Source organism: Rugosimonospora acidiphila, assembly GCF_039543385.1.
Classification (GTDB): domain Bacteria; phylum Actinomycetota; class Actinomycetes; order Mycobacteriales; family Micromonosporaceae; genus Rugosimonospora; species Rugosimonospora acidiphila.
This window is the reverse complement of record NZ_BAABJQ010000004.1, coordinates 134,027-154,330: the sequence shown is the minus strand read 5'-3', so window position 1 is coordinate 154,330 and position 20,304 is coordinate 134,027. Positions and strand designations below refer to the sequence as shown.

The 20,304-nt window shown below is 72.3% G+C and carries 22 protein-coding genes; 12 read left to right on the top strand and 10 right to left on the bottom strand.

Features of this window, described 5'->3' with window-relative positions:
- Positions 1-13 precede the first annotated feature (13 nt).
- Both ABEA87_RS08375 and ABEA87_RS08370 read right to left on the bottom strand, forming a co-directional pair.
- Complete coding sequence (locus ABEA87_RS08375; RefSeq protein WP_345627624.1) at positions 14-652, bottom strand: TetR/AcrR family transcriptional regulator; 639 nt, start codon at positions 650-652, stop codon at positions 14-16.
- Positions 653-826: 174 nt separating this feature from the next.
- Positions 827-1,345, bottom strand: coding sequence for a GNAT family N-acetyltransferase (locus ABEA87_RS08370; RefSeq protein WP_345627622.1), 519 nt, complete (start codon positions 1,343-1,345; stop codon positions 827-829).
- 300 nt (positions 1,346-1,645) lie between these two features.
- On the opposite strand from ABEA87_RS08370, the gene lhgO reads away from it, so the two are divergent.
- Both lhgO and ABEA87_RS08360 read left to right on the top strand, forming a co-directional pair.
- Positions 1,646-2,815, top strand: coding sequence for an L-2-hydroxyglutarate oxidase (gene lhgO, locus ABEA87_RS08365; RefSeq protein WP_345627621.1), 1,170 nt, complete (start codon positions 1,646-1,648; stop codon positions 2,813-2,815).
- 28 nt (positions 2,816-2,843) lie between these two features.
- Positions 2,844-3,413 (top strand): hypothetical protein, encoded by a 570-nt coding sequence (locus ABEA87_RS08360; protein ID WP_345627619.1) that lies wholly within the window; start codon positions 2,844-2,846, stop codon positions 3,411-3,413.
- Positions 3,414-3,664: 251 nt separating this feature from the next.
- Here ABEA87_RS08360 and ABEA87_RS08355 read toward each other — a convergent pair whose 3' ends face one another.
- Positions 3,665-4,354 (bottom strand): metal-dependent transcriptional regulator, encoded by a 690-nt coding sequence (locus tag ABEA87_RS08355; RefSeq protein ID WP_345627617.1) that lies wholly within the window; start codon positions 4,352-4,354, stop codon positions 3,665-3,667.
- A 164-nt stretch (positions 4,355-4,518) separates the two neighbouring features.
- Between ABEA87_RS08355 and ABEA87_RS08350 the strand changes: the two genes are divergently transcribed.
- Genes ABEA87_RS08350 through ABEA87_RS08340 form a run of 3 tightly spaced genes read left to right on the top strand, consistent with a single transcriptional unit; the run spans position 4,519 to position 9,288 of the window.
- Positions 4,519-5,373 carry a sulfurtransferase gene (locus tag ABEA87_RS08350; protein ID WP_425570797.1) on the top strand — a complete coding sequence of 285 codons (855 nt, stop codon included), beginning with the start codon at positions 4,519-4,521 and terminating at the stop codon, positions 5,371-5,373.
- Entirely contained in the window at positions 5,370-6,578 is a 1,209-nt protein-coding gene (locus ABEA87_RS08345) for an acetoin utilization protein AcuC (protein WP_345627615.1), read from the top strand. The genes ABEA87_RS08350 and ABEA87_RS08345 overlap by 4 nt, the downstream gene beginning before the upstream one ends.
- A 4-nt stretch (positions 6,579-6,582) precedes the next feature.
- Positions 6,583-9,288, top strand: a complete 2,706-nt coding sequence (locus ABEA87_RS08340; RefSeq protein ID WP_345627614.1) for a bifunctional acetate--CoA ligase family protein/GNAT family N-acetyltransferase — start codon at positions 6,583-6,585, stop codon at positions 9,286-9,288.
- 65 nt (positions 9,289-9,353) lie between these two features.
- Here ABEA87_RS08340 and sigB read toward each other — a convergent pair whose 3' ends face one another.
- The 5 genes from sigB to ABEA87_RS08315 form a co-directional block, all read right to left on the bottom strand.
- Entirely contained in the window at positions 9,354-10,475 is a 1,122-nt protein-coding gene (sigB, locus tag ABEA87_RS08335; protein WP_345627612.1) for an RNA polymerase sigma factor SigB, read from the bottom strand.
- 125 nt (positions 10,476-10,600) lie between these two features.
- The gene (gene dtd, locus ABEA87_RS08330; protein ID WP_345627610.1) at positions 10,601-11,023 is read right to left on the bottom strand and encodes a D-aminoacyl-tRNA deacylase; all 423 of its coding nucleotides are present in this window, start codon (positions 11,021-11,023) and stop codon (positions 10,601-10,603) included.
- Positions 11,020-12,537 (bottom strand): DUF7782 domain-containing protein, encoded by a 1,518-nt coding sequence (locus ABEA87_RS08325; RefSeq protein WP_425570796.1) that lies wholly within the window; start codon positions 12,535-12,537, stop codon positions 11,020-11,022. The genes dtd and ABEA87_RS08325 overlap by 4 nt, the downstream gene beginning before the upstream one ends.
- Before the next feature lie 22 nt (positions 12,538-12,559).
- The gene (locus ABEA87_RS08320; RefSeq protein WP_345627608.1) at positions 12,560-13,375 is read right to left on the bottom strand and encodes a DUF1206 domain-containing protein; all 816 of its coding nucleotides are present in this window, start codon (positions 13,373-13,375) and stop codon (positions 12,560-12,562) included.
- A 56-nt stretch (positions 13,376-13,431) separates the two neighbouring features.
- Positions 13,432-13,839, bottom strand: coding sequence for a hypothetical protein (locus ABEA87_RS08315; protein WP_345627606.1), 408 nt, complete (start codon positions 13,837-13,839; stop codon positions 13,432-13,434).
- A gap of 419 nt (positions 13,840-14,258) precedes the next feature.
- On the opposite strand from ABEA87_RS08315, the gene ABEA87_RS08310 reads away from it, so the two are divergent.
- The 4 genes from ABEA87_RS08310 to ABEA87_RS08295 all read left to right on the top strand — a co-directional run bounded on the left by ABEA87_RS08310 (position 14,259) and on the right by ABEA87_RS08295 (position 16,825).
- Positions 14,259-15,227: a helix-turn-helix domain-containing protein gene (locus tag ABEA87_RS08310; protein WP_345627604.1), complete on the top strand. Its 969-nt coding sequence runs from the start codon at positions 14,259-14,261 to the stop codon at positions 15,225-15,227.
- On the top strand, positions 15,154-15,378 hold the full coding sequence (locus ABEA87_RS08305) for a DUF397 domain-containing protein (protein WP_345627603.1): 225 nt from the start codon (positions 15,154-15,156) through the stop codon (positions 15,376-15,378). The genes ABEA87_RS08310 and ABEA87_RS08305 overlap by 74 nt, the downstream gene beginning before the upstream one ends.
- Positions 15,379-15,571: 193 nt before the next feature.
- Complete coding sequence (locus ABEA87_RS08300) at positions 15,572-16,141, top strand: HhH-GPD-type base excision DNA repair protein (protein ID WP_345627602.1); 570 nt, start codon at positions 15,572-15,574, stop codon at positions 16,139-16,141.
- Between the two features lie 285 nt (positions 16,142-16,426).
- Positions 16,427-16,825 carry a DUF3099 domain-containing protein gene (locus ABEA87_RS08295; protein WP_345627601.1) on the top strand — a complete coding sequence of 133 codons (399 nt, stop codon included), beginning with the start codon at positions 16,427-16,429 and terminating at the stop codon, positions 16,823-16,825.
- Here the strand turns inward: ABEA87_RS08295 and ABEA87_RS08290 are convergent.
- Both ABEA87_RS08290 and ABEA87_RS08285 read right to left on the bottom strand, forming a co-directional pair.
- Positions 16,812-17,702: a carbohydrate kinase family protein gene (locus ABEA87_RS08290; protein ID WP_345627600.1), complete on the bottom strand. Its 891-nt coding sequence runs from the start codon at positions 17,700-17,702 to the stop codon at positions 16,812-16,814. The two genes, ABEA87_RS08295 and ABEA87_RS08290, sit on opposite strands and share 14 nt — an antisense overlap.
- Entirely contained in the window at positions 17,699-18,610 is a 912-nt protein-coding gene (locus ABEA87_RS08285; protein ID WP_345627598.1) for a pseudouridine-5'-phosphate glycosidase, read from the bottom strand. Before ABEA87_RS08285 ends, ABEA87_RS08290 begins: the two co-directional genes overlap by 4 nt.
- A gap of 148 nt (positions 18,611-18,758) precedes the next feature.
- Here ABEA87_RS08285 and ABEA87_RS08280 point away from each other — a divergent pair, with 148 nt between their 5' ends.
- From ABEA87_RS08280 to ABEA87_RS08270, 3 genes are read left to right on the top strand one after another with little or no spacing between them, the layout of a single operon-like run.
- On the top strand, positions 18,759-19,373 hold the full coding sequence (locus ABEA87_RS08280; RefSeq protein WP_345627597.1) for a hypothetical protein: 615 nt from the start codon (positions 18,759-18,761) through the stop codon (positions 19,371-19,373).
- 25 nt (positions 19,374-19,398) lie between these two features.
- Complete coding sequence (locus ABEA87_RS08275; protein ID WP_345627596.1) at positions 19,399-19,623, top strand: DUF3039 domain-containing protein; 225 nt, start codon at positions 19,399-19,401, stop codon at positions 19,621-19,623.
- A gap of 32 nt (positions 19,624-19,655) precedes the next feature.
- Positions 19,656-20,297 carry a trimeric intracellular cation channel family protein gene (locus tag ABEA87_RS08270; RefSeq protein ID WP_345627594.1) on the top strand — a complete coding sequence of 214 codons (642 nt, stop codon included), beginning with the start codon at positions 19,656-19,658 and terminating at the stop codon, positions 20,295-20,297.
- Positions 20,298-20,304: the final 7 nt, after the last annotated feature.

Genomic DNA, 20,304 nt, shown 5'->3' with positions numbered 1-20,304 from the left:
CCGGGTCGATCGGTCAGTTGGGCGTCGCGGCCGGCACGGCCGGCACGCTCGGTGCGGGAGCCAGCGTGGCCGTTTCCCGCAGGCCGCCGATCATGACGTCGAGCAACTGGTCGACGCGGTCGGTGGCGGGTGCGCGCTGGCCGGCCCAGGCGATCCCGTTCACGATCATGATGAGGTCCGCGCCGTTGACGTCATCGCGGACCGCGCCGGCCCGCTGGGCGCGCACCAGCAGCTGCGCGCCGACCTCACGCATCCCACTGCACGACGTGTACAGGTCTGACCCCGGATCGCGCATGGTGCTCATCACGAGCTCGGAGAGCCCCCGGTAGCGCGACACGTAGTCCATCAACGTGTGCAGCCAGTCGATGAGCGCGTCGCCCGGTGTGGCGTCGGAGAGCAGCGCGCGACCGCGGTCCTGTAACGCGTCGAGCAGGTCGCGGAATGTCGCCTCCAACAGTGTCTGTCGAGTCGGGAAGTGGCGGTACAACGTACCGATCCCGACTCCGGCGCGACGGGCGATGTCCTCGAGGGACGCCTCGGCACCGTGCTCGGTGAATGCTGCCTTGGCCGCGGTGAGCAGCCGGTCATAGTTACGGCGGGCGTCGGCCCGCATGGGGCGCCGTGGCGTGGTGGGCGCGTCCGTGGTACTCATGACGACCTTCTCTGGCGTGCTGCGGAGCTGCCATGACGGAGGCCGCAGTCCCCGACCTGTGATCCGGGAGCCTCCGCCTGGTTGGGGCGGATAGCTCATTTCATCACGTTTCAGGCCTCTTGGTCCTGGTTCCGCTGGGCTCGGGTGCAGACACGCCGGTACGCGCGAAGAAACTTAATCCAGGGCGCGCCACATGTGGATTTCGTCGCGGTGGTCGCCGGGTCCCACCCGCAGCGCACCGGGCAGCCGGCCGACCTCCTTGTACCCCAGCCCCTCGTAGAACCGCTCGGTACCGAGCCCGGCCCGTACCGTCAGGTGCAGCGCCTCCCAGCCGAGCAGCCGGGCCACCCGCTCGGCCTCGCGCATCAGCGCGGCACCGTACCCGTGCCCCTGCAGGTCCGGGCGCATCATCACTCGCTTGACCGTCCGCCAGTGCTCCTTGAGCGCGAACCGGTTACTGGTCAGCAGGAGCATCGCGGCCGGCCGGTCGCCGTCGAAGCCGACGAGCAGCCGATCGTGCCCCTCCTCTACGGCGGCGAAGGCGGCGGTGGCGGTGGGACGCACGTCCTGCGGGGTGACGGGGGCCACGAAGCCGACCGCGCCGCCCGCGTTGCTGACGTCCGTCCAGAGGGCGACGATCTCGTCGCGGAGCTGGGGAGTGAGGTAGGGATCCAGCACGAAACGCAGTGTCACCAGTCCATCGTGCACCGGCCCGCCGCGTCGCCCTCGTCCGGGAGCGCGGCCCGGGCCGGGTTGTGGCGGCCCCCACCGGACCAGGTTGTGGAGGGCCGCCACGGAGCCCGTTTTGGCGGCCCCACCCGGGGGACGCGATCGGGCGGTCCCGCGCCGGCCGGGTCCGGGCACGCCGGCGATGATCACCACGCCGGTCGCGCGGAGGGTACCGCCGCACCCGGAGGCGGGCCGGGCCTCGTGCCGCGCGATCGGGACGGTTCCTCAGGGCCCCGCGACGGCGGCCGGCGGTAGGGTGTGCCGGTGCAGGCTACCCGCTACGTCATCGTGGGTGCTGGGATCGTCGGCCTCGCGGTCGCGCACCGGCTGCTCCTCGACCGTCCACAAGCGACGGTCACGGTGGTGGAGAAGGAATCGCGGGTCGGTGCCCATCAGACCGGCCACAACTCCGGCGTGATCCACTCCGGCGTCTACTACCGGCCCGGCAGCCTGCGCGCCCAGCTGTGCGTGGCGGGCGCCCGTTCGATGGTGGAGTTCTGCCGGGACAACGGCGTGTCCGTCGAGATCACCGGAAAGCTCATCGTGGCCACCGCGCACGACGAGCTGCCCAGGCTGCGGGCCCTCGCCGAGCGGGCGGTCGCCAACGGGGTGCCGGCCAAGCTGATCGGCCCCGCCGAGGCGACCGGCATCGAGCCGCACGTGTCGTGTGTCGCCGCGCTGCACGTGGAGACGACCGGGATCACCGACTACCGGGCCGTGTGCGACGCGCTGTCCCGGCTCGTGGTCGAGCGCGGCGGCGAGATCCGGTTGGGGGCGAGGGTCACCGGGATCGGCTCCGGCGCGGTACGGACGAGCGGCGGCGACGTGCCGGTCGACGTGCTGATCAACTGTGCCGGCCTGTACGCCGACCGGATCGCCCGGCTGGCCGGGTGCCGGCCGGAGGTACAGATCGTGCCGTTCCGCGGGGAGTACTTCACCGTGCGGCGGGAGCTGGTGCGCGGCCTGATCTACCCGGTACCCGACCCGAGCCTGCCGTTCCTCGGCGTGCACCTGACCCGGATGGCGGACGGCAGCCTGCACGCCGGCCCCAACGCGGTGCTGGCGCTGTCGCGCGAGGGGTACCGCTGGGGCCGGGTGGACGTGCGTGACCTCGCCGAGGCCGCGGGGTACCCGGGGCTGTGGCGGCTGGCCCGCACCCACCTGGGTACCGGCGTGGACGAGGTGCGCCGGTCGCTGTCCCGGCGCCGCTTCGCGGCCAGTCTCGCGCGGCTGGTACCGGAGGTGACCCGTGAGGATCTCGTACCGGCCCCGGCCGGGGTACGGGCCCAGGCGGTCCTCCGCTCCGGTGCGCTGGCCGACGACTTCATCCTGTTGCGCGCGGACCGCCAGCTGCACGTGCTCAACGCGCCGTCGCCGGCGGCCACCAGCTCCCTGGAGATCGCTCGCAGGATCGTCGATGAGTTGCCGGCCTGAGCCCACGGATCGGAGAAAGAGGAAGAGGATGCGTGGCTGGCCGATTCGTGGGCTGTACGCGGCGGCGCTGCTCGGCGCCGTGCTGGTCGCCGCCGGTTGTGGCCCCGACCCCTCGGACACCGACCTGGGCAGCGTCGTCCTGCCCACGCCCACTGGGCAACCGGCGGAGGAGTCCGGCGGCGCGTGCCAGTTGCTGGACTTCGACGAGATCCAGGCGCAGATCGGCGTCACCTTCGGGGTGGCGGCGTCCGGGAACCAGGGCAACACTTACACCTGCGTGCTGCAGCAGACGCAGGCCAACCTGCCCGACCTGTCGCTCGCGCTGACCCCGAGCACGGTCGACCTCACGACCTTCAAGAAGAAGGTGTCCCCCAAGGGCAGCTCGTCGGTCAACGAGCTGGGCAAGGTCGCCTACAGCGTGGCGGTGCCCGCCGGCAACGGTGCGGGCCCGGGGCTGGAGGTGGGCTGGCTGTCCGGCAACCAGCGGTTGATCGTTTTGCGGTACCAGAGTCCGAACGGCACCGCGGCCGGCGACCTGAACGCGCTGCTGCCAAAGCTGATCACGCTGGCCAAGCAGATCGACCTGACCACCGCCTGACCCGCCGACGAAGATCCGTCCGCATCGCCGGGGGAGACCGCCCGCGTCCGCTGCCGAAGACCGTCCGCGAAGAACCGCGCCCCGGGGCCCGCTCACCAAGCCCCGCTCATCAAGCCCCGCTCATCAAGCCCCGCGGCGGGCACCCGGTTCGCCGGGGGCGCGGGCGAATTGCCCGACGCCTTCCCGACGATACGAGTGGATCTCTGGTGCTTCGCGGCCCGATGGCGCCCCCGCCCGGCCGGGCCGCGCGGTCAGTGCGAGGCGACGAAGACCCGGCAGGCGACCTCGCGCGGCAGCCGGACCTGATCACCGGAGCGGTCGATGATGATGTCGTTGCGGTCCTGGGCCACGTTGACCGTGGCGCCCGGGTCCACCCCGGCCGCGTGCAACTGGCGCAGCACGCCCGAGTCCTTCTGCACGCTCTCGCAGATCCGCTTGACGATCACGGTGCCGGACAACCCGGGGAAGGCGAGATTCCGCTCGACCTCGCCGGGCTGGGCGGCCGACGCCTCGTTGTCGTTGAGGTTGGACAGGCCCGGGATCGGGTTGCCGTAGGGCGAGCGGGTGGGCCGGCCGAGCAACTCGTAGACCTTGGCCTCGACCGCCTCGCTCATCACGTGCTCCCACCGGCAGGCCTCGTCGTGGGCCTCCTCGTAGGGCAGGCCGATCACGTTGACCAGCAGGAGCTCGGCCAGCCGGTGCTTGCGCATGACCGAGACCGCGTACGCGCGGCCCGCCTCGGTCAGCAGCAGGTGCCGATCGCCCTCGACGGTCAGCAGCCCGTCGCGCTCCATGCGGTTGACGGTCTGGCTCACGGTCGGGCCGCTCTGGTGCAACCGCTCCGCGATCCTCGCCCGCAGCGGCGTGACGCCCTCCTCCTCGAGCTCCAGGATGGTCTTCAGGTACATCTCGGTGGTATCGATGAGGTCAGACGTGGACACGGCCGGGCTCCTCCCGGGCGGCGGTGCGCAGAACCGATCGGCCCGCGCCGATGGCGGCACCAAGATTTTGTTGAACTATAAGGTCTGGGGTGTTGAGGAGATCGTTCACCTGTGCCTTCCTTCCGAGCGTGAATGGTACCCGCCACGTGAGACAAACTGTCGGTGTGAACGACTGGCCTGCCTTGGACAACGAAAGCCCGTTGATCGATGTTTCCGCCCTCGCGGAGCTGCTGACCGCGCCGGCGCCGCCATCGGTGCTGGACGTGCGCTGGCGGCTGGGCGGGCCGCCGGGGCGGCGGGATTACCTTATCGGGCACATACCAGGCGCGGTGTTCCTCGACCTCGATGATCAATTGAGTGGTCCGCCCGGCGCCGGAGGGCGGCACCCGCTGCCCGAGCCGGACCGGCTGCAGCGGGAATTGCGCGCCGCCGGGGTCCGCCAGGAGCATCCGGTGGTGGTCTACGACACGGGAGCCGGCGACGCGGCCGCCCGGTTGTGGTGGACCCTGCGCTGGGCCGGGCACCCCGACGTACGGGTGCTCGACGGCGGGTACGCGGCCTGGACGGCGGCCGGCAGGTCGGTCGAGCCGGGCGAGGTGAGCGCGGCGCCAGGGGACTTCACCGTGGCCCCCGGCAAGCTTCCGGTGCTGGACGCGGCCGGCGCGGCCGACGTCGCCCGGCGGGGGGTGCTGCTGGACGCCCGGGTGGAGCCGCGCTACCGGGGCGAGACCGAGCCGGTCGACCGGGTCGCGGGTCACATTCCGGGCGCGGTGAACCTGCCGGCGGCCCGGCTGTCCGCGCCGGACGGGCGCCTGCTCCCGGTGGCCGACCTCCGCGCCCAGTTCACCGAGGCCGGCGTGCTGCCGGGCGGCACCGTCGGCGCGTACTGCGGCTCGGGGGTCACCGCCGCGCGCACCGTGCTGGCGCTCACCGTGGCCGGGATCACCGATCCGGCGCTGTACGTCGGCTCGTGGAGCGAGTGGATCACCGATCCGGACCGTCCGGTAGCCACCTCGTGAGCGCGGACGAGGCCGGGGCGGGCACCGTCGTCGTCTGGAACGAGGCGCTGCTCGGGTACGACCTCGGCGACCACCCGCTCGATCCGGTACGGGTCGAGTTGACCATGGCGCTGGCCCGCGAACTGGGCGTGCTGGACCGGCCCGGGGTCCGGCTCGTCGCACCCGACCCGGCCGGCGACGACCTGCTGGGCCTGGTGCACAGCGAGCGGTACATCGAGGCGGTGCGCTCGGCCGGCTCGCGCCGGAAGCCGGCCGAACCCGCGACCGAGTGGGGCCTCGACACGCCGGACAACCCGGTGTTCCCCGGGATGCACGAGGCGAGCGCGCTGATCGCGGGCGCCACCGTGGCGGCCGCCGAGGCGGTCTGGTCTGGTGCCGCGCCACATGCGATCAACGTCGCGGGTGGGCTGCATCACGCCATGCCGGAGCGGGCGAGCGGCTTCTGCGTGTACAACGACCCGGCGATAGCGATCGCCCGGCTGCTGGAGCGCGGCGCGCGGCGCATCGCCTACGTCGACGTGGACGTGCACCACGGCGACGGGGTGCAGGAGGTCTTCTACGACGATCCCAGGGTGCTGACCGTCAGCCTGCACGAGACGCCGCTGGCGCTGTTCCCGGGCACCGGGTTCCCCACCGAGACCGGCGGGCCGGACGCCGAGGGCGGCGCGGTCAACGTGGCGCTGCCGCCCGGTACCGGTGACGCCGGCTGGCTGCGGGCGTTCCACGCGGTGGTGCCGTCGGTGGTGCGGGCCTTCCAGCCCGAACTGCTGTTCACCCAGTGCGGCGCCGACGCGCACTGGCTCGATCCGCTGGCCGACCTGCGGCTGTCGGTGGACGGTCAGCGGGCCAGCTATCTGGCGCTGTCGGCGCTGGCCGAGGAGGTCTGCGGCGGGCGCTGGGTGGCCACCGGCGGCGGGGGGTACGCGCTGGTCGAGGCGGTACCCCGGGCGTGGACGCATCTGCTGGCGATCGCGACCGGGCAGCCCCTGGACCCGGCCCTGCCGACCCCGAGCGGGTGGCGGGAGTTGGCCCACCGGCGCCGCCCCGGCCGGCCCGCCCCGGAATCGATGACCGACGGTACTCCGCCGCGGTGGCAGCCCTGGCAGCCCGGCCACGACCCGGACGCGGTGGACCGTGCGATCATCGCCACCCGCAAGGCGGTCTTCCCGCTGCTCGGCCTGGACCCGCACGACCCACGGGACTGATCCCATGCGCCCCGCCGAAGACTCCGACCCGGGCCGTAATGGTGCGACGGGCCGTGATGGTGCGACGGGCCGTGATGGTGCGCCGGCCGCCCGGGACTCGGGCTCCGACGTGCTGCTGGCCGACGGCTCCACCGTCCACATCACACAGCTTCGGCCGGAGGACGCCGACGCGGTGGTGGCGATGCACGGCCAGTTCTCGGAGCGCACCCGGTACCTGCGCTACTTCTCGCCGTACCCGCGGATCCCGGAGCGGGACCTGTACCGGTTCGTCAACGTGGACCACCGCGACCGGGAGGCCCTGGTGGTCCTGGCCGGCGGCCGGTTCATCGCGATCGGCCGGTACGACCGGCTGAGCCCGGGCGGCCACGAGGCCGAGGTGGCGTTCGTGGTGGCGGACGCGTACCAGGGCCGGGGCATCGGCTCCGTGCTGCTGGAGCATCTGGCGGAGCTCGCCAGGGCCGCCGGGATCACCCGCTTCGTCGCCGAGGTGCTGCCGATCAACAGCGGGATGCTGCGCGTGTTCGCCGACGCGGGGTACCAGATCCAGCGGGAGTACGCGGACGGCGTGGTGCACCTGGAGTTCCCGATCGGGCCCACCGAACAGTCGCTGGCCGTCCAGTACCGGCGGGAGCAGTTCACCGAGGCCGCCTCGATCGCCCGGCTGCTGGCTCCCGCGTCGGTCGCGCTGTACGGCGCGCGGCGCGACGGCACCGGGGTCGGCGCGGCCGTGCTGCGCAACCTGGCGTCCTTCGCCGGTCCGGTGCACGAGGTCCACAATGGACAATCCTTGGCGGCGCCGGCCGACCTTGCCCTGATCGCGGTGCCGGCGCCCGCCGTGCCGGCGGCGGTGGCCGACGCGACCGCGGCCGGCGTCGCCGGGGTGGTGGTGTTCTCCGCCGGCTTCGCCGAGACCGGGCCGGCCGGCGTCGCCGCCCAGCGCGAGCTGCTGCGCGAGACGCGGGCGGCGGGCATCCGCCTGATCGGCCCGAACTGCCTGGGCATCGCGAACACCGATCCGGCGGTGCGGCTCAACGCCACGCTCGCGCCGCACCTCCCGCCGCGTGGGCGAGCCGGCTTCTTCTGCCAGTCCGGAGTGCTCGGCGTCGCGCTGCTGGCCGAGGCGGACCGGCGCGGGCTGGGCCTGTCCAGCTTCGTCTCGGCGGGCAACCGGGCCGACGTGTCCGGCAACGACCTGCTGCAGTACTGGCAGAACGACCCGGCGACCGACGTGGTCCTGCTGTACCTGGAGACGTTCGGCAATCCCCGGAAGTTCACCAGGTTGGCCAGGCGGCTGGGCCGGCAGAAGCCGATCGTCGCGGTCGCCAACCTGCGCCGCCCGCCGGGCTGGGGCCCGGCCGGTCCCGGCGTCACCGCGTCCGACCCCGACCCGGGGCCCGATCCGGAGTCTGACCCGGACGGTGGGGCGCCGCTGGCCCGGGCCGAGCTGGGGCCCGAGCCTGATGGGCGGGCGCTGCTGGCCCGGGCCGGGGTGATCCGGGTGGACACCGTGGCGGAGATGTTCGATGTCGGCGTGCTGCTGGCCGGTCAGCCGCTGCCCGCCGGTGGCCGGGTCGGCATCGTCACCAACTCGTCCGCCCTGGCGATGCTGGCCATGGGCGCCTGCGACGCGGCCGGGCTCGACGTCACCGTCGCGTCCGACGTGGGCGTCCGGGCCGATCCGGCACGCTTCGCCGCCGCGCTGGCCGACGCGGCCAGGCATCCCGAGGTGGACGCGCTGGTGGTCGCCTGCGCGCCGCCGCCACCGCTGGAGCCCGCCGAGGTGGCCGAGTTCGGCGAGCGCATCGCCGCCGTGGCGGCTGGGGACAAGCCGGTGGTGGCCACGCTGCTCGCCGGCGACCTGCCCGCCGGGGGAGCCCAGCCCGAGCCAGATCGTGGCCAACGCTCCTCCGCCGTGCCCAGGTACCCGTCGGTGGAGGAGGCGGTACGCGCACTGGGCCGGGTGGTCGCCTACGCGGCCTGGCGGCGGGAGCCACCCGGTACCGTGCCGGATCTGTCCATTGTGGATATCCGAGCCGGTGCCCCACCCGAGGAACTCCTTGCCGGGTACGGCATTCCGGTGGTCGAGTCGCGCACGGCCACCGATGTACCGTCGGCGCTGGCCGCCGCGGCGGCGTTCGGGTACCCGGTCGCCATGAAGCTGGCCGATCCCGAGCTGCGGCACCGGATCGATCTCGGCGCGGTACGGCTGGACCTGGCCGGCCCCGACGCCGTCCGCACCGCCTACCTCGAACTCGTCCGGCTCTGGCGGCTCGGTACGCCGGCCGGCCCGGTCGAGGTGATCGTGCAGCCGATGGTGGCGCCGGGCGTGTCCTGCGTGATCGAGGCGGTACAGGACCCGTCCTTCGGGCCGGTGATCGGCTTCGGTCCCGGCGGAGTCACCGGGGAACTGCTCGGGGACCGGGCCTGGCGGGCGGTCCCGTTGACCGACCGGGACGCCGCCGCGCTGGTGCGCCAGCCGAGGGCGTCGGCTCTGCTGTTGGGGCACCGTGGGGCCAGCCCGGTGCGGATCGAGGCGCTGGAGGAGGTGCTGCTGCGGGCCGCCCGGCTGATCGACGACCACCCGGAGGTGCGCCGGCTGAGCCTCAATCCGGTGCTGGCCCGGCCGGACGGGGTCTCGGTACTGCACGCGACCGTCCACTACGGACAGTCGAGTGAGCGCCCCGACACCGGTCCCCGCCGGCTGCGCTGAGACCGCCGGCACGGCGAGGGCGCCGGAGGTGTCCTCCGGCGCCCGTTGTCGATGATGCGTCAGCGTCAGCTGGCGTAGGCCTCCAGCCGCTTGGACCGCGACGGGTCGCGCAGCTTGAGCAGGGTCACCTTCTCGATCTGGCGGATCCGCTCGCGGGACAGGCCGAACTCCCGGCCCACCTCGTCGAGGGTGCGCTGCCGCCCGTCGTCCAGGCCGAAGCGCAGCCGGATCACCGCCTGCTCACGCTGGGACAGGGTGGAGAGCACCACCTCCACCTCCTCGCGGAGCATCCCGCTGGCGACGCTGTCGGCCGGTTCGTCGCGCGGGTCCACCCGGGCCACGAAGTCACCGAGGGCGCTCTCGCCGTCCTCGCCGACCGCCTGGTCGAGGCTGACCGGCTCGCGGTCGTAGGAGATCAGCTCGATGACCTGGAACTCCTCGACGCCCAGCGCGCCCGCGATCTCGGCGACGGTGGGTTCCCGCCCGAGCGCGGTGGCCAGGTCGCGGCGGGCCCGTACCATCCGGTTGACCTGCTCGACCATGTGCACCGGGATGCGGATGGTGCGGGCCTGGTCGGCCATGGCGCGGGTGATGGCCTGGCGGATCCACCAGGTGGCGTAGGTGGAGAACTTGTAGCCCTTGGTGTAGTCGAACTTCTCGACGGCGCGGATGAGGCCGAGGTTGCCCTCCTGGATCAGGTCGAGGAAGGCCATGCCACGTCCCGTGTACCGCTTCGCGATGCTGACAACCAGCCGCAGGTTGGCCTCCAGCAGGTGATCCTTTGCCGCGTGCCCCTCCCGGGCGATGACGGCCAGCTCCGCGCGAAGCTCGGGGTCAAGCGCCTTGGGCTGGACCTCCTCGGCGTACAGCCCGGCCTCGATCCGCTTGGCGAGCTCGACCTCCTGTGCGGCGGTGAGCAGCTTGGTGCGCCCGATGCCGTTGAGGTAGGCGCGCACCAGGTCGGCGGAGACGCTGCCGCGATCCTCGGCGTCAAGGTCCGCCGGCTCGTCGCCCGTGTCACCCGCGTCGCTCGCTGCCGCCCGCTCGCCGGTCGCCGGAAGCGCGTGCGAGCGCTTACCCGCCGTGGCGGCGGTCGCCGACTCCCCCGAAGCGTCGTCGGCGGCATCTATCTGCTCGTCGGCGCTGGTCGCCGGCCTGATTCGCGTCGCGGTGAGTGGCTGGGCCACGTTCACTCGCCTCCCCGTACTCGAAGCTGTCTTGCTTTCAAGGACGAGAGTGGACCTCGGCGCGTGAAGTCGAGGTAAGGCGACGAGTGGGCGGCGTGAATCCGTGAGGTGATTCGCGGCTTAGGTCAGATTTCCAGGAGTACTGTCCGAGGCCCGACATTAACGCTCTCGACCAACATGTGAGTGCGAAAACGGCCGGTTTCGACCTTGGCGCCACGGGCCCGTAGCGCCGCGGCGAACTCGTTGACCAGCGGCTCGGCCACCTCGGCGGGGGCCGCCGCCACCCAGGACGGCCGGCGCCCCTTGCGGGCGTCGCCGTACAGCGTGAACTGGCTCACCACCAGCACCGGCGCGTTGATCTCGGCCGCCGACCGCTCGTCGTCGAGCAATCGCAGCTCGTGCACCTTGCGGGCGAGCCGGTCGGCGGTCTCGGCGGTATCGGTGTGGGTGACGCCGACGAGCACCAGCAGCCCGTCCTCGATGGCGCCGACCACCTCCCCGTCTACGGTCACGCTGGCCCGGCTGACCGTCTGGACCAGCGCCCTCATCGCGTCGCGCCGGCCGGACCCGCCGCCGGCCGGGCGGCTGCGCCCGAAAGGGTCGGTTCGATGAAGCCGCGCTCGACCAGGTGCCCGATGATCGGCCCGGCGACCTCGGCCAGCGCGGCCTCCGCGACCTGGTGCGCGGCGGCGAGCACGGAGAGCTGATCCGCGATCGGTACCGCCCCGTTGCAGCCCCCGATCAGCGCCATGACCAGCGGGTCGACCTCCTCGCTCCAGCGTAGGCCGCCGGGCAGGGTCAGCAGTTGCCGGTCCACCGCCCAGCCCTCCGCGCCGATGGTGGCCTCCTGCTGCAGGGTCAGGCCGTCGGCCGCCCGGTACCGCTCGCGCAGCAGCGTGGCGGTGTCCCGGTCGCGCAGCCAGTCCAGCCGGCCCAGCCAGCCGGCGAGGTGCTCGGACAGGGGAGGGTCGATCGTCTGGCGCAGGTCCTCGATGCGTACCAGCGGATCGCGGCGCCCGGTCCGGCGCAGGGTCACCAGGCCCAGCCCGACCCCCTCGATCTTGTTGGCGTCGAACCAGTCCAGCCACTCCGCCGCCCGCTTCGGGTCCGACCGCTCACCGGCGTCGGACAGCCACAGGTTGACGTAGGACACCGGGTCGGTCACCTCCCGCTGGATCACCAGCGCGTCCAGCCCGGTACGGGCGAACCAGCCGGCGACCCGCTCGGTCCAGTCCTCACCGGCGACGTAGAGCCAGTTGGCCAGGTACTGGCAGGTGCCGCCCTCGGCCAGCAGGCCAGGCGCCGCCGCGGCCAACTCGGCGCACATCGCGTCGCCGGCCCGCCCCGAGTCCCGGTACGTGTGCGTGGCCACGCCCGGCCCGACGACGAACGGCGGATTGCTCACCACCAGGTCGAACCGGCGACCGGCGACCGGGGCGGCCAGGTCGCCGCGCAGCAGTTCCCAGTCCAGCCCGGACAGGGCGGCGGTGGTGGCGGCGAAGCGCAGCGCCCGTTCGGACAGATCGGTGGCGGTCACCCGCTGGGCGTGCGTCGACAGGTGCAGTGCCTGCACCCCGCAGCCGGTGCCCAGGTCCAGCGCGGTGCCGACCGGTGCGCGCAGGGTGGCCTGCGTCAGGGTCGTGGAGGCACCCCCGACGCCCAGCACGTGATCTTCGGGGAGCGGCCCGCCCTGCGCGCCGGTACCCAGGTCGGAGACGACCCACCAGTCGTCGCCGTACGGTTCGAGGTCGATGCCGGCCCGCACCCCGCCGTCCGAGGGCACCAGGATGCCGGCCGCCAGCAGGTCGTCCAGCGGCAACGCCGCGCGCACCGTCCGCTCCGGTTCGATCTTCGCGCAGATGAACAGCCGGATCAGCGTGGCCAGCGGGTCGCGGTCGACCGTGGCGCGCAGGGCGGCCCGGAAGTCGCCCCGGCGGATGGCCGCGGTGGCCGCCGGGCCGATCCGGGCGGCGATCCCGTTGCTGGTGTACCCGGCGCTGATCAGCGCCTCGCGGAGCCGCCACATCGCGGCCGGTTCGAGCAGGGCAGGGTAGTCAGGCACCCGTCCATCCTGCCGGTACGCCTCAGACGTCGCGGTAGCGGGACTGGAAGAAGCAGTAGACGCCGAAGGCGGCGAACCCGATAGCGATCACGATCAGGAGTACCTGCCCGTACGGCTTGCCGGCCAGCGAGTGTAGGGCCGCGTCCAGCCCACCGGACTTCTTCGGGTCACGGTGCACCGCCGCGACGAACAGCAGTCCGCCGGCGATGCCGTACCCGACGCCCTTGGCGAGGTATCCGAGCATGCCGCTCACGGTCGCGGCCGTGCGGGTACCGGGCCCCATCCGGCCAGTGTCCAACCGCTTGGCGAACGCGCGCTTCGCGCCGAACACGATCAACCCGATTCCGCCGCCCAGCACTGCCACGCCGGCCAACGCCACCAGCACCCGGCCGGAGGTGTGCGCCAGGACACCGGCGGTGGTCTGCCGCTGCTGCCCGGCGCTGGACGTCGGGCTGCCGGCCGCGACCTTCGCGGCGTCCCAGGCCAGGGCCGCGTAGATCACGGTCCGCCCCGCCGCGCCGATCCGCTCGAAGACCTTGCGCGTGCCGCGCTCGTCCCGGTACCCGGTGGCCGCCGCCAGTAGTTGCCAGAGCGCCATGCCGCACAGCCCGACCACGATGATCCACACGAGCACCCGGCCGAACGGCTGCCGCACCATGAGCTGGAAGGCCCCCGACTGGTCGGTCTCGCCGGACGAGTGCCCCAGCGCTATCTGCAGGGTGAGCCAGGCGACGGCGAGGTGCAGCAGGCCGTACCCGACGAACCCGCCCCGGGCCAGCGCGTGGACGACGGTGCTGTCGCCGGCGCGATCGGCGGCACGACGGGCGGAGGAGGCCATCGAGGACATGGCGGACGAAGTTCCCGATCGATCGGAGGGGCAAACGTCGCGGCCCGTCAGCCGGCCCGCCCCGAGGGGCCCCGGCCGGGCGTGTGGAGTCGCTTGGCCACCTCACACGGTATGAAGCGTGGCGGTATGCCTGGGATGGCGTCGTGACTGGGCTTGCCGCACAGCCGGCAGAACAGGCTCACCGGCAGCGCCCAGGCGATGAACCGTTCATAGAGCAGTACCGGGTCGGCCGGCCAGAGATCGGACGCCGCCAGCTTGATGAGGGTGGCCAGGTGCGGCACGAGCCGGTCCGGGTCGTGCCGGTAGGCCCCGGCCAGCGCCTCACGGGCGAGCGGGCACGGCCACGGGGCCGCGTCAATGGCGCAGCTCCAGGCGGGCCGGCGGGCCCGATGGTCTTCCGCCGGACGCGAGGCCCCGGCCTGCCGCGCCGGTATCCGGCTCGCGGCGGTGGGCATCACGCCGCGCCGCCGGGCCGGCGAGCCACTCCCCGGAGCCCGGCGCACTTCGGGCAGCGCAGCGTGACGCCACACCGTGGGCACCAGCGACTCTTGACCCTGAGGACGAACAGCCCAGCCAGGAACCCCAGGAGCCCGACGCCGACGAGCGCGGGCAGGGCAAGTGACAGCGGCATGAGTACCTCACAGGCAGGACGCGTCGGGGAACGTGTCGTGGTGCGACGTGCACCGGCGGAGAGGGGGCGAATGCTGATCCGAGCCGAGGAGCTAACGCAAAAAACGGGATGTCGTACTCAGCCCATCGTGCACTAGCATCACGCCGAGTTCCAGGTTGCATTCAGGGAGTGATCATCAGCTAAATTAGGGCCGTTGCTGCAGATGCACGGTGGTCATATTTAGAGGAGCCGGAGTCGACCAGCATGGATTCGCCAACCCCGGTACGCCGCCAGCCGCCCACCATCCGCCTTCGCCGGCTCGCCAACGAGCTGCGCGGACTGCGTACGGCCGCGGGCCTGACCCGCGAGGACGTCACCGCGAAGACGGCCATCAACGGCGCCACCATGTACCGCATCGAGTCCGCCAAGGTCCGGCCGCAGCGCCGCACCCTGCTCACCCTGCTCGATCTGTACGGGGTCGCCGACGCCGACCGTCGCGCCGATCTGGTGGAAATGTCCCAGCGGGCCAATGAGCTGAACTGGCTGCACCGGTACGAGTCGGAGCTGCCCGAGGCCCACCTGACCTACATCAGCTTCGAGGCCGAGGCGCGGGGCACCCGGAACTACGAGTCCCTGTTCGTGCCGGGCCTGCTGCAGACCGAGGACTACGCGCGCGCCGTCATCAGCGGGGGGCTGCCATTCGCCGGCAAGGACGAGGTCGAGCCTCGGGTCGAGGCGCGGATGCGGCGCAAACCGTTCCTGGCCAGGACGCCACCGTTCCAGCTCTGGGCGATCCTCGATGAAGCCGTGTTGCATCGGCTGGTTGGCGGTCCAACCGTGATGGCGGCTCAGCTCGCACGACTCGTCGAGACCGCCGACGCGCCGGACATCACCATCCAGGTGCTGCCGTACGCACTCGGCGCGCATCCGGGGATGGCGGGATCGTTCGCCATCATGGACTTCCCGGACCCCGCTGACCCAGAATTGGTCTATATCGACAGCATGGCCGGGGATCTGTTCCTCGAACGCGACGCTGACGTACGGCGATACACCCGGATCTTCGAGTATCTGCGGGCAGCGGCCCTGGGCCCGGCCGACTCCCTGCGCCTGATCAGTGACATCGCCAGCAGCACCGAGCAGTGGAGGGAGGTGCAGGGACATGAAGAAACCGGACTTTACCCGGGCGACCTGGCGCAAGAGCAGCCGTTCGAGCGCGAACGGGCAGTGCGTTGAGGTCGCCGACCTCAACGACTCGGTGGCGGTACGCGACAGCAAGGACCAGCGTGGACCCGTCCTGGTCTTCGAGCCCGCGCAATGGACGACGTTCATCGCGGGAGTCAAGGATGGCGAGTTCGACAAGGATGGCGAGTTCGACAAGGCATGAGAGGTGAGCCGTACGACGTGGGCGCCACCGTTCGCGGCGGCGTTCACGTCGTCAACGCGCTATTGACTCGCGTTCGGGTGGACTAGCCACGCCCGGCGTGGAGTGCCTGGCCACAAACGGTCCGGCCGGCTGTCCGGGACGGATGTCGAACGGGCAGGATGGACGGCAACAGCCCGCGACCTGGGAGGCCGCCGTGACACTGACGCTGCCGATCGACGAGCAGGCCAACAAGCTGCTCCAGCGCAGCCCGCTCGCGCTGCTCATCGGGATGGTGCTGGACCAGCAGATCCCGATGGAGAAGGCGTTCGGCTCGCCGTACGTGCTCCAGCAGCGGCTGGGCCACGAGCTCGACGCCCGGGAACTGGCCGACTTCGATCCCGAGGCGCTGGTGGAGATCTTCGCCCAGCCGCCGGCCCTGCACCGGTTCCCGAAGGCGATGGCGGCCCGGGTACAGGAGGTGTGCCGGGTGCTGGTGGAGCGCTACGACGCCGACCCCGCCGTGCTGTGGGGCGAGGCCGGTAGCGGAGCCGAGCTGCTGGAGCGGGTCGCCGCCCTGCCCGGATTCGGCAAGCAGAAGTCGCAGATCTTCGTCGCGCTGCTCGGCAAGCAGTACGGCATCCGCCCGGCGGGCTGGCGCGAGGCGGCCGGCATGTACGGCGAGGCCAAGGCGCACTACTCGGTGGCCGACATCGTGGACGAGCAGTCGCTGACCAAGGTGCGCGAGCACAAGCAGCAAGTGAAGGCCGCCGCCAAGGCCAAGTGAGCCGGCGGATCAAGTCAGGTCGGGTTGCCGGCCGCCGCCACCTCGTCCAAGATCACGACGGGCGCTTCCGCATCCGTTGAGGATAGGGCCGGACGGTGGTCCGTGGTGCCGGCGATGCCGGACCGCCTTTCCGGATGGCGTCGATCATCACGGGCCGCGCGGCCGCTGCCCGGGCTCGCCTTCGCCGAGGATCCCGCGCGGGCGGTGTCGTTGGCACTGGTCCGATCCCCGGCCGAATCGCAACGGTGCGAGGATGAAGGTTAGCCCCGAGGAAGGTTGCCGGACGTGAAGCGAACCTCTCGACCGGTTGTGATCACCAGTGCCGAGGAGAGCCAGGGCGATCAGCTGCACTCGCGCGAGGTCCGATACCTGCTGATGATGTCCTTCCGGGCGCTGTGCCTCATCGCGGCGGCCCTCCTGGTCGGCTTGCACGCCCCGCTGCTGTGGATCTGGATCCCGCTGTGCCTGGTCGGCATGGTGTTGATCCCGTGGTTCGCGGTGCTGCTGGCCAACGACCGGCCGCCGAGGAAACGGACCCAGCCCTCCGTTCCGGCCCCGGCTCAGGCCGCCCCCGAGGAGCGGGCCGCGCTCACGCCGGGTAAGGAGATCCGCATCATCGACGCGGACGCGATCTTCAAGTCCGACGAGATCCTGGAGCCGGACCAGATCTTCAAGCCCGAGTAGCGGGCGGCCTGGCGCCTGCGACGGACACGGCCGCCGCGCCCAGCCGGGCGCCCTCGCGCAGCGCGTCGACCGGCGGTGCCCCGGCGAGCCAGGCGCGCAGCAGCCCGGCCGCGAAGGCGTCGCCGGCCCCGGTGACGTCGACGGCCCGGGCCGGCTGCGCCGGTACGTCGACCGGACTCGAGCCGGACGTGGCCCAACTCGCCCCATCGGCGCCCCGCTTGACGACGGCGTGCCTCGCGTACCCGGCCAGCGGCACCGGGTCGGGCGCTCCGACCAGGACGACGGCCTCGTCCAGGTTGGCCAGGAGCACGTCGGTGCCGTGTACCCAGTCGAGGAACCGTGCCCCGCCGACCCGGCGCAACGGACCGGCGGAGGCCGCGTCCACGCTCGTGGTCAGCCCGGCAGCCCGGGCGGCGGCCAGCGCGTACCGTCCGGCCGGCCGGGACTCCCCGTCGAACAGCGCGTACCCGGACAGGTGCAGGTGCACCGCGTCCCCGGCGGCGGCCAGCGCGCGGTCGATGTCGGCCTCGGTCAGCCGCGCGTTGGCGCCCCGGTCGCAGAGCATGGTGCGCTCGTCGGCACGGGACAGCACGACCACGGTGCCGGTGGCCGCGTCCGCCACCTGGCGTACCACGGCGTCCACCCCGGCGGCGGTCAGTTCGCCCAGCCGCGCGTCCCCGGCGGCGTCGTCGCCCACCACCCCGACCATGGTGACCGGCGTGCCGGCCGCGGCCAGCCAGGTCGCCGTGTTGGCCGCCGAACCGCCCGCGGTCAGCGCCACCCGGGCAGGCGTGTCGGAGTCGGTCACCAACTGTCCATTGTAGACAGCCAGCACGTCGGTGACGATGTCACCGACGACGATGATCCGACCTGTCACTTGTTGGCCGCGGCGACCGCGATCTGCGCGGCCAGGGCGGCGTTGCGCAGGATCAGCCGCACGTTGACGGCCAGGCTGCGCCCCTGGGTGGCGGAGTGGAAGTGCGACAGCAGGAACGGGGTCACCGCCTTGCCGGTGATGCCCTCGCTGTCCAGCTTGGCCAGCCCCTCCTCGAGTACCCGGTCGTGCAGCACCGGGTCGAGCTGCTGGTCGACGGGCAGCGGGTTGGCCACGATCAGGGCACCGCGGTGCAGGCCCTGCTCCCGCTGGGCGCGCAGCGCGGCCGCGATCCGTTCGGGCGAGTCGAGCGACCAGTCCAGGGCGAAGCCGCTGTCGGTGATGAAGAAGCCGGGGAACCGGGTCGTGCGATAGCCGGCCACGTTGACTCCGAGCGTCTCCAGGCGCTCCAGGGTGGCGCCCACGTCCAGGATCGACTTGACCCCGGCGCACACCACCGCGATCGGGCAGCGGGAGAGGGTCACCAGGTCGGCGGACTCGTCGTACGCGGCGCCCCGGTGCACCCCGCCCAGTCCGCCGGTGGCGAACACGCCGATCCCGGCCGCGGCCGCGATCGCGCTGGTGCCGGCGACCGTGGTCGCGCCGTCCACGCCGGTGGCGGCGGCCACCGCCAGGTCGCGGACCGACAGCTTGGCCACGTTGTCGGCGGTCGCCAGCCGGGTCAGCTGCTCGTCATCGATGCCGACCACTATCCGGCCGCCCAGCATGCCGATCGTGGCCGGGACGGCGCCGTTGTCGCGTACCGCCTGTTCGATTTGGCGGGCCACCGCCAGGTTGTCCGGGCGGGGCAGGCCGTGGGACACGATGGTGGTCTCCAGGGCGACGATCGGGGTGCCGTCGCGCCGGGCGCGGGCCACCTCGTCGCCGTAGGCGATGTCGAACTCTCTCACGACCGGGACGGTACGTGACCGGGCCGGTAGAAGATCTACCGGTACCGGCGGGCGCGGCCGATTCGGGTTGTAACAATCCGGTCGCGAACGGTCCGCGAGGCCCGGGATCGGGTATCGGGGGCACTCCCCTCCTGCGAGGCTCGTCTGCGTGAGCACCTCGGTCGCGGAGTTCATGGCGCCGCCCGTGGCGCGCTGGCGCCGGGTCGGCGCGGTCGCCGCCGGTGCGCTGTCCCTCCTGGCGTTGGCCAGCGCCGTGCTCGGGGCCTGGAACCCGACCTCGCTCGTGGTGGTGCACCAGCATTCCGGTGATCCGGTGCGCGGCCTGTTCTACGCGCTCGCCCTGGCGGTGATCGCCCACTGGCTGGGCCTGCCCGTCTCCAGCGAGGCCAACCAGCACCGTCGCCTGGTCGCCCGGGTCTGGCTGATCGCGCTTGCCGCCGTGGTCGGCCTCGCGGCGCTGGTCACGCTGGGGTTGTCCGTCTACCGGTACCAGCCGCAGGTGATCGCCCGCTCCGCCGACGGCCGGCGCGCCGTGGCGCTGGTCACCGTGCTGCGCGGCCGGCAGCTGCACACCTTCGCCCGCGACGGCCTCGGCGACACCGACCAGGGCAGCCTGGGCCAGCCGTGCGGAACGACGGTGGCCGCCCACTTCGTGGCTGACGACGAGATCCAGGTCACGACCGATTTCGGCATCTTCGACCTGCGCCTGGACCCGGCGACCGGCCGGCCGCTGCGTGGCCTGTCATCGAGCTGTTCGGGATAGCCCGCCACCTGTCACAATTGGCTCCATGAGTACTCAGGTCCAAGAGCGTCCGGATGTGAAAGAGGCCGACACCGGGCCCGAAATGTTCCACTACGTGGAGAAGGACAAGATCGCTGAGAGCGCGGTCATGGGTATCTACGTCGAGGCGCTGTGCGGCGAGAAGTTCCCGGTGACCAGGGCTCCCAAGCCGGGTTCACCGGTCTGCCCGGCCTGCAAGGAGATCTACGAATCGGAAAAGTTCGTCGACTGAAGTCGCGAACAGTACGAACCAGTAAATAGCGGATGAGCGTCACGCCGTCTCTGGTCGCGGATCTGGTCGGCGTGGCGGTCTTCGCCGCCTCCGGCGCCTCGGCCGGAGTGGTCAAGCGGCTGGATCTGTTCGGCGTCGTGTTCGTGGGCGCGGTCGCCGCCCTCGGTGGCGGCATCATTCGTGACCTGCTGATCGGCGCCGTCCCGCCGTACGCGTTCACGCACTGGGAGTACCTGGTCGTCGCCGTGCTGGCGGCGCTGCTCCTGTTCTGGCTGCACCCGCAGTTCAACCGGCTGCGCCGTACCGTGCTGGTACTCGACGCCGCCGGGCTCGGGCTGTTCACGGTCACCGGCACGCTCAAGGCGCTCGACGCCCACGTACCGGCCGTCGGCGCCTGCGTGATCGGCATGATCAGTGGGATCGGTGGCGGGCTCGGCCGGGACCTGCTGACCGGCGAGATCCCGGTCGTGCTGCGCCGGGAGATCTACGCCGTCGCCTCGTTGCTCGGCGCCGGCGTGGTGACGGCCCTGGCGCGGGTGCACCTCAACCGGCCGCTGCTGATCACCGGTACCGCTTTGTTGATCTTCGTGGTCCGGCTGCTCGCGCTGCGCCGCAACTGGGGAGCGCCCACGCCGCCGGATCCGCTACCGCCCCCGGACGCGGGCGCGGGTTAAGCTGGGA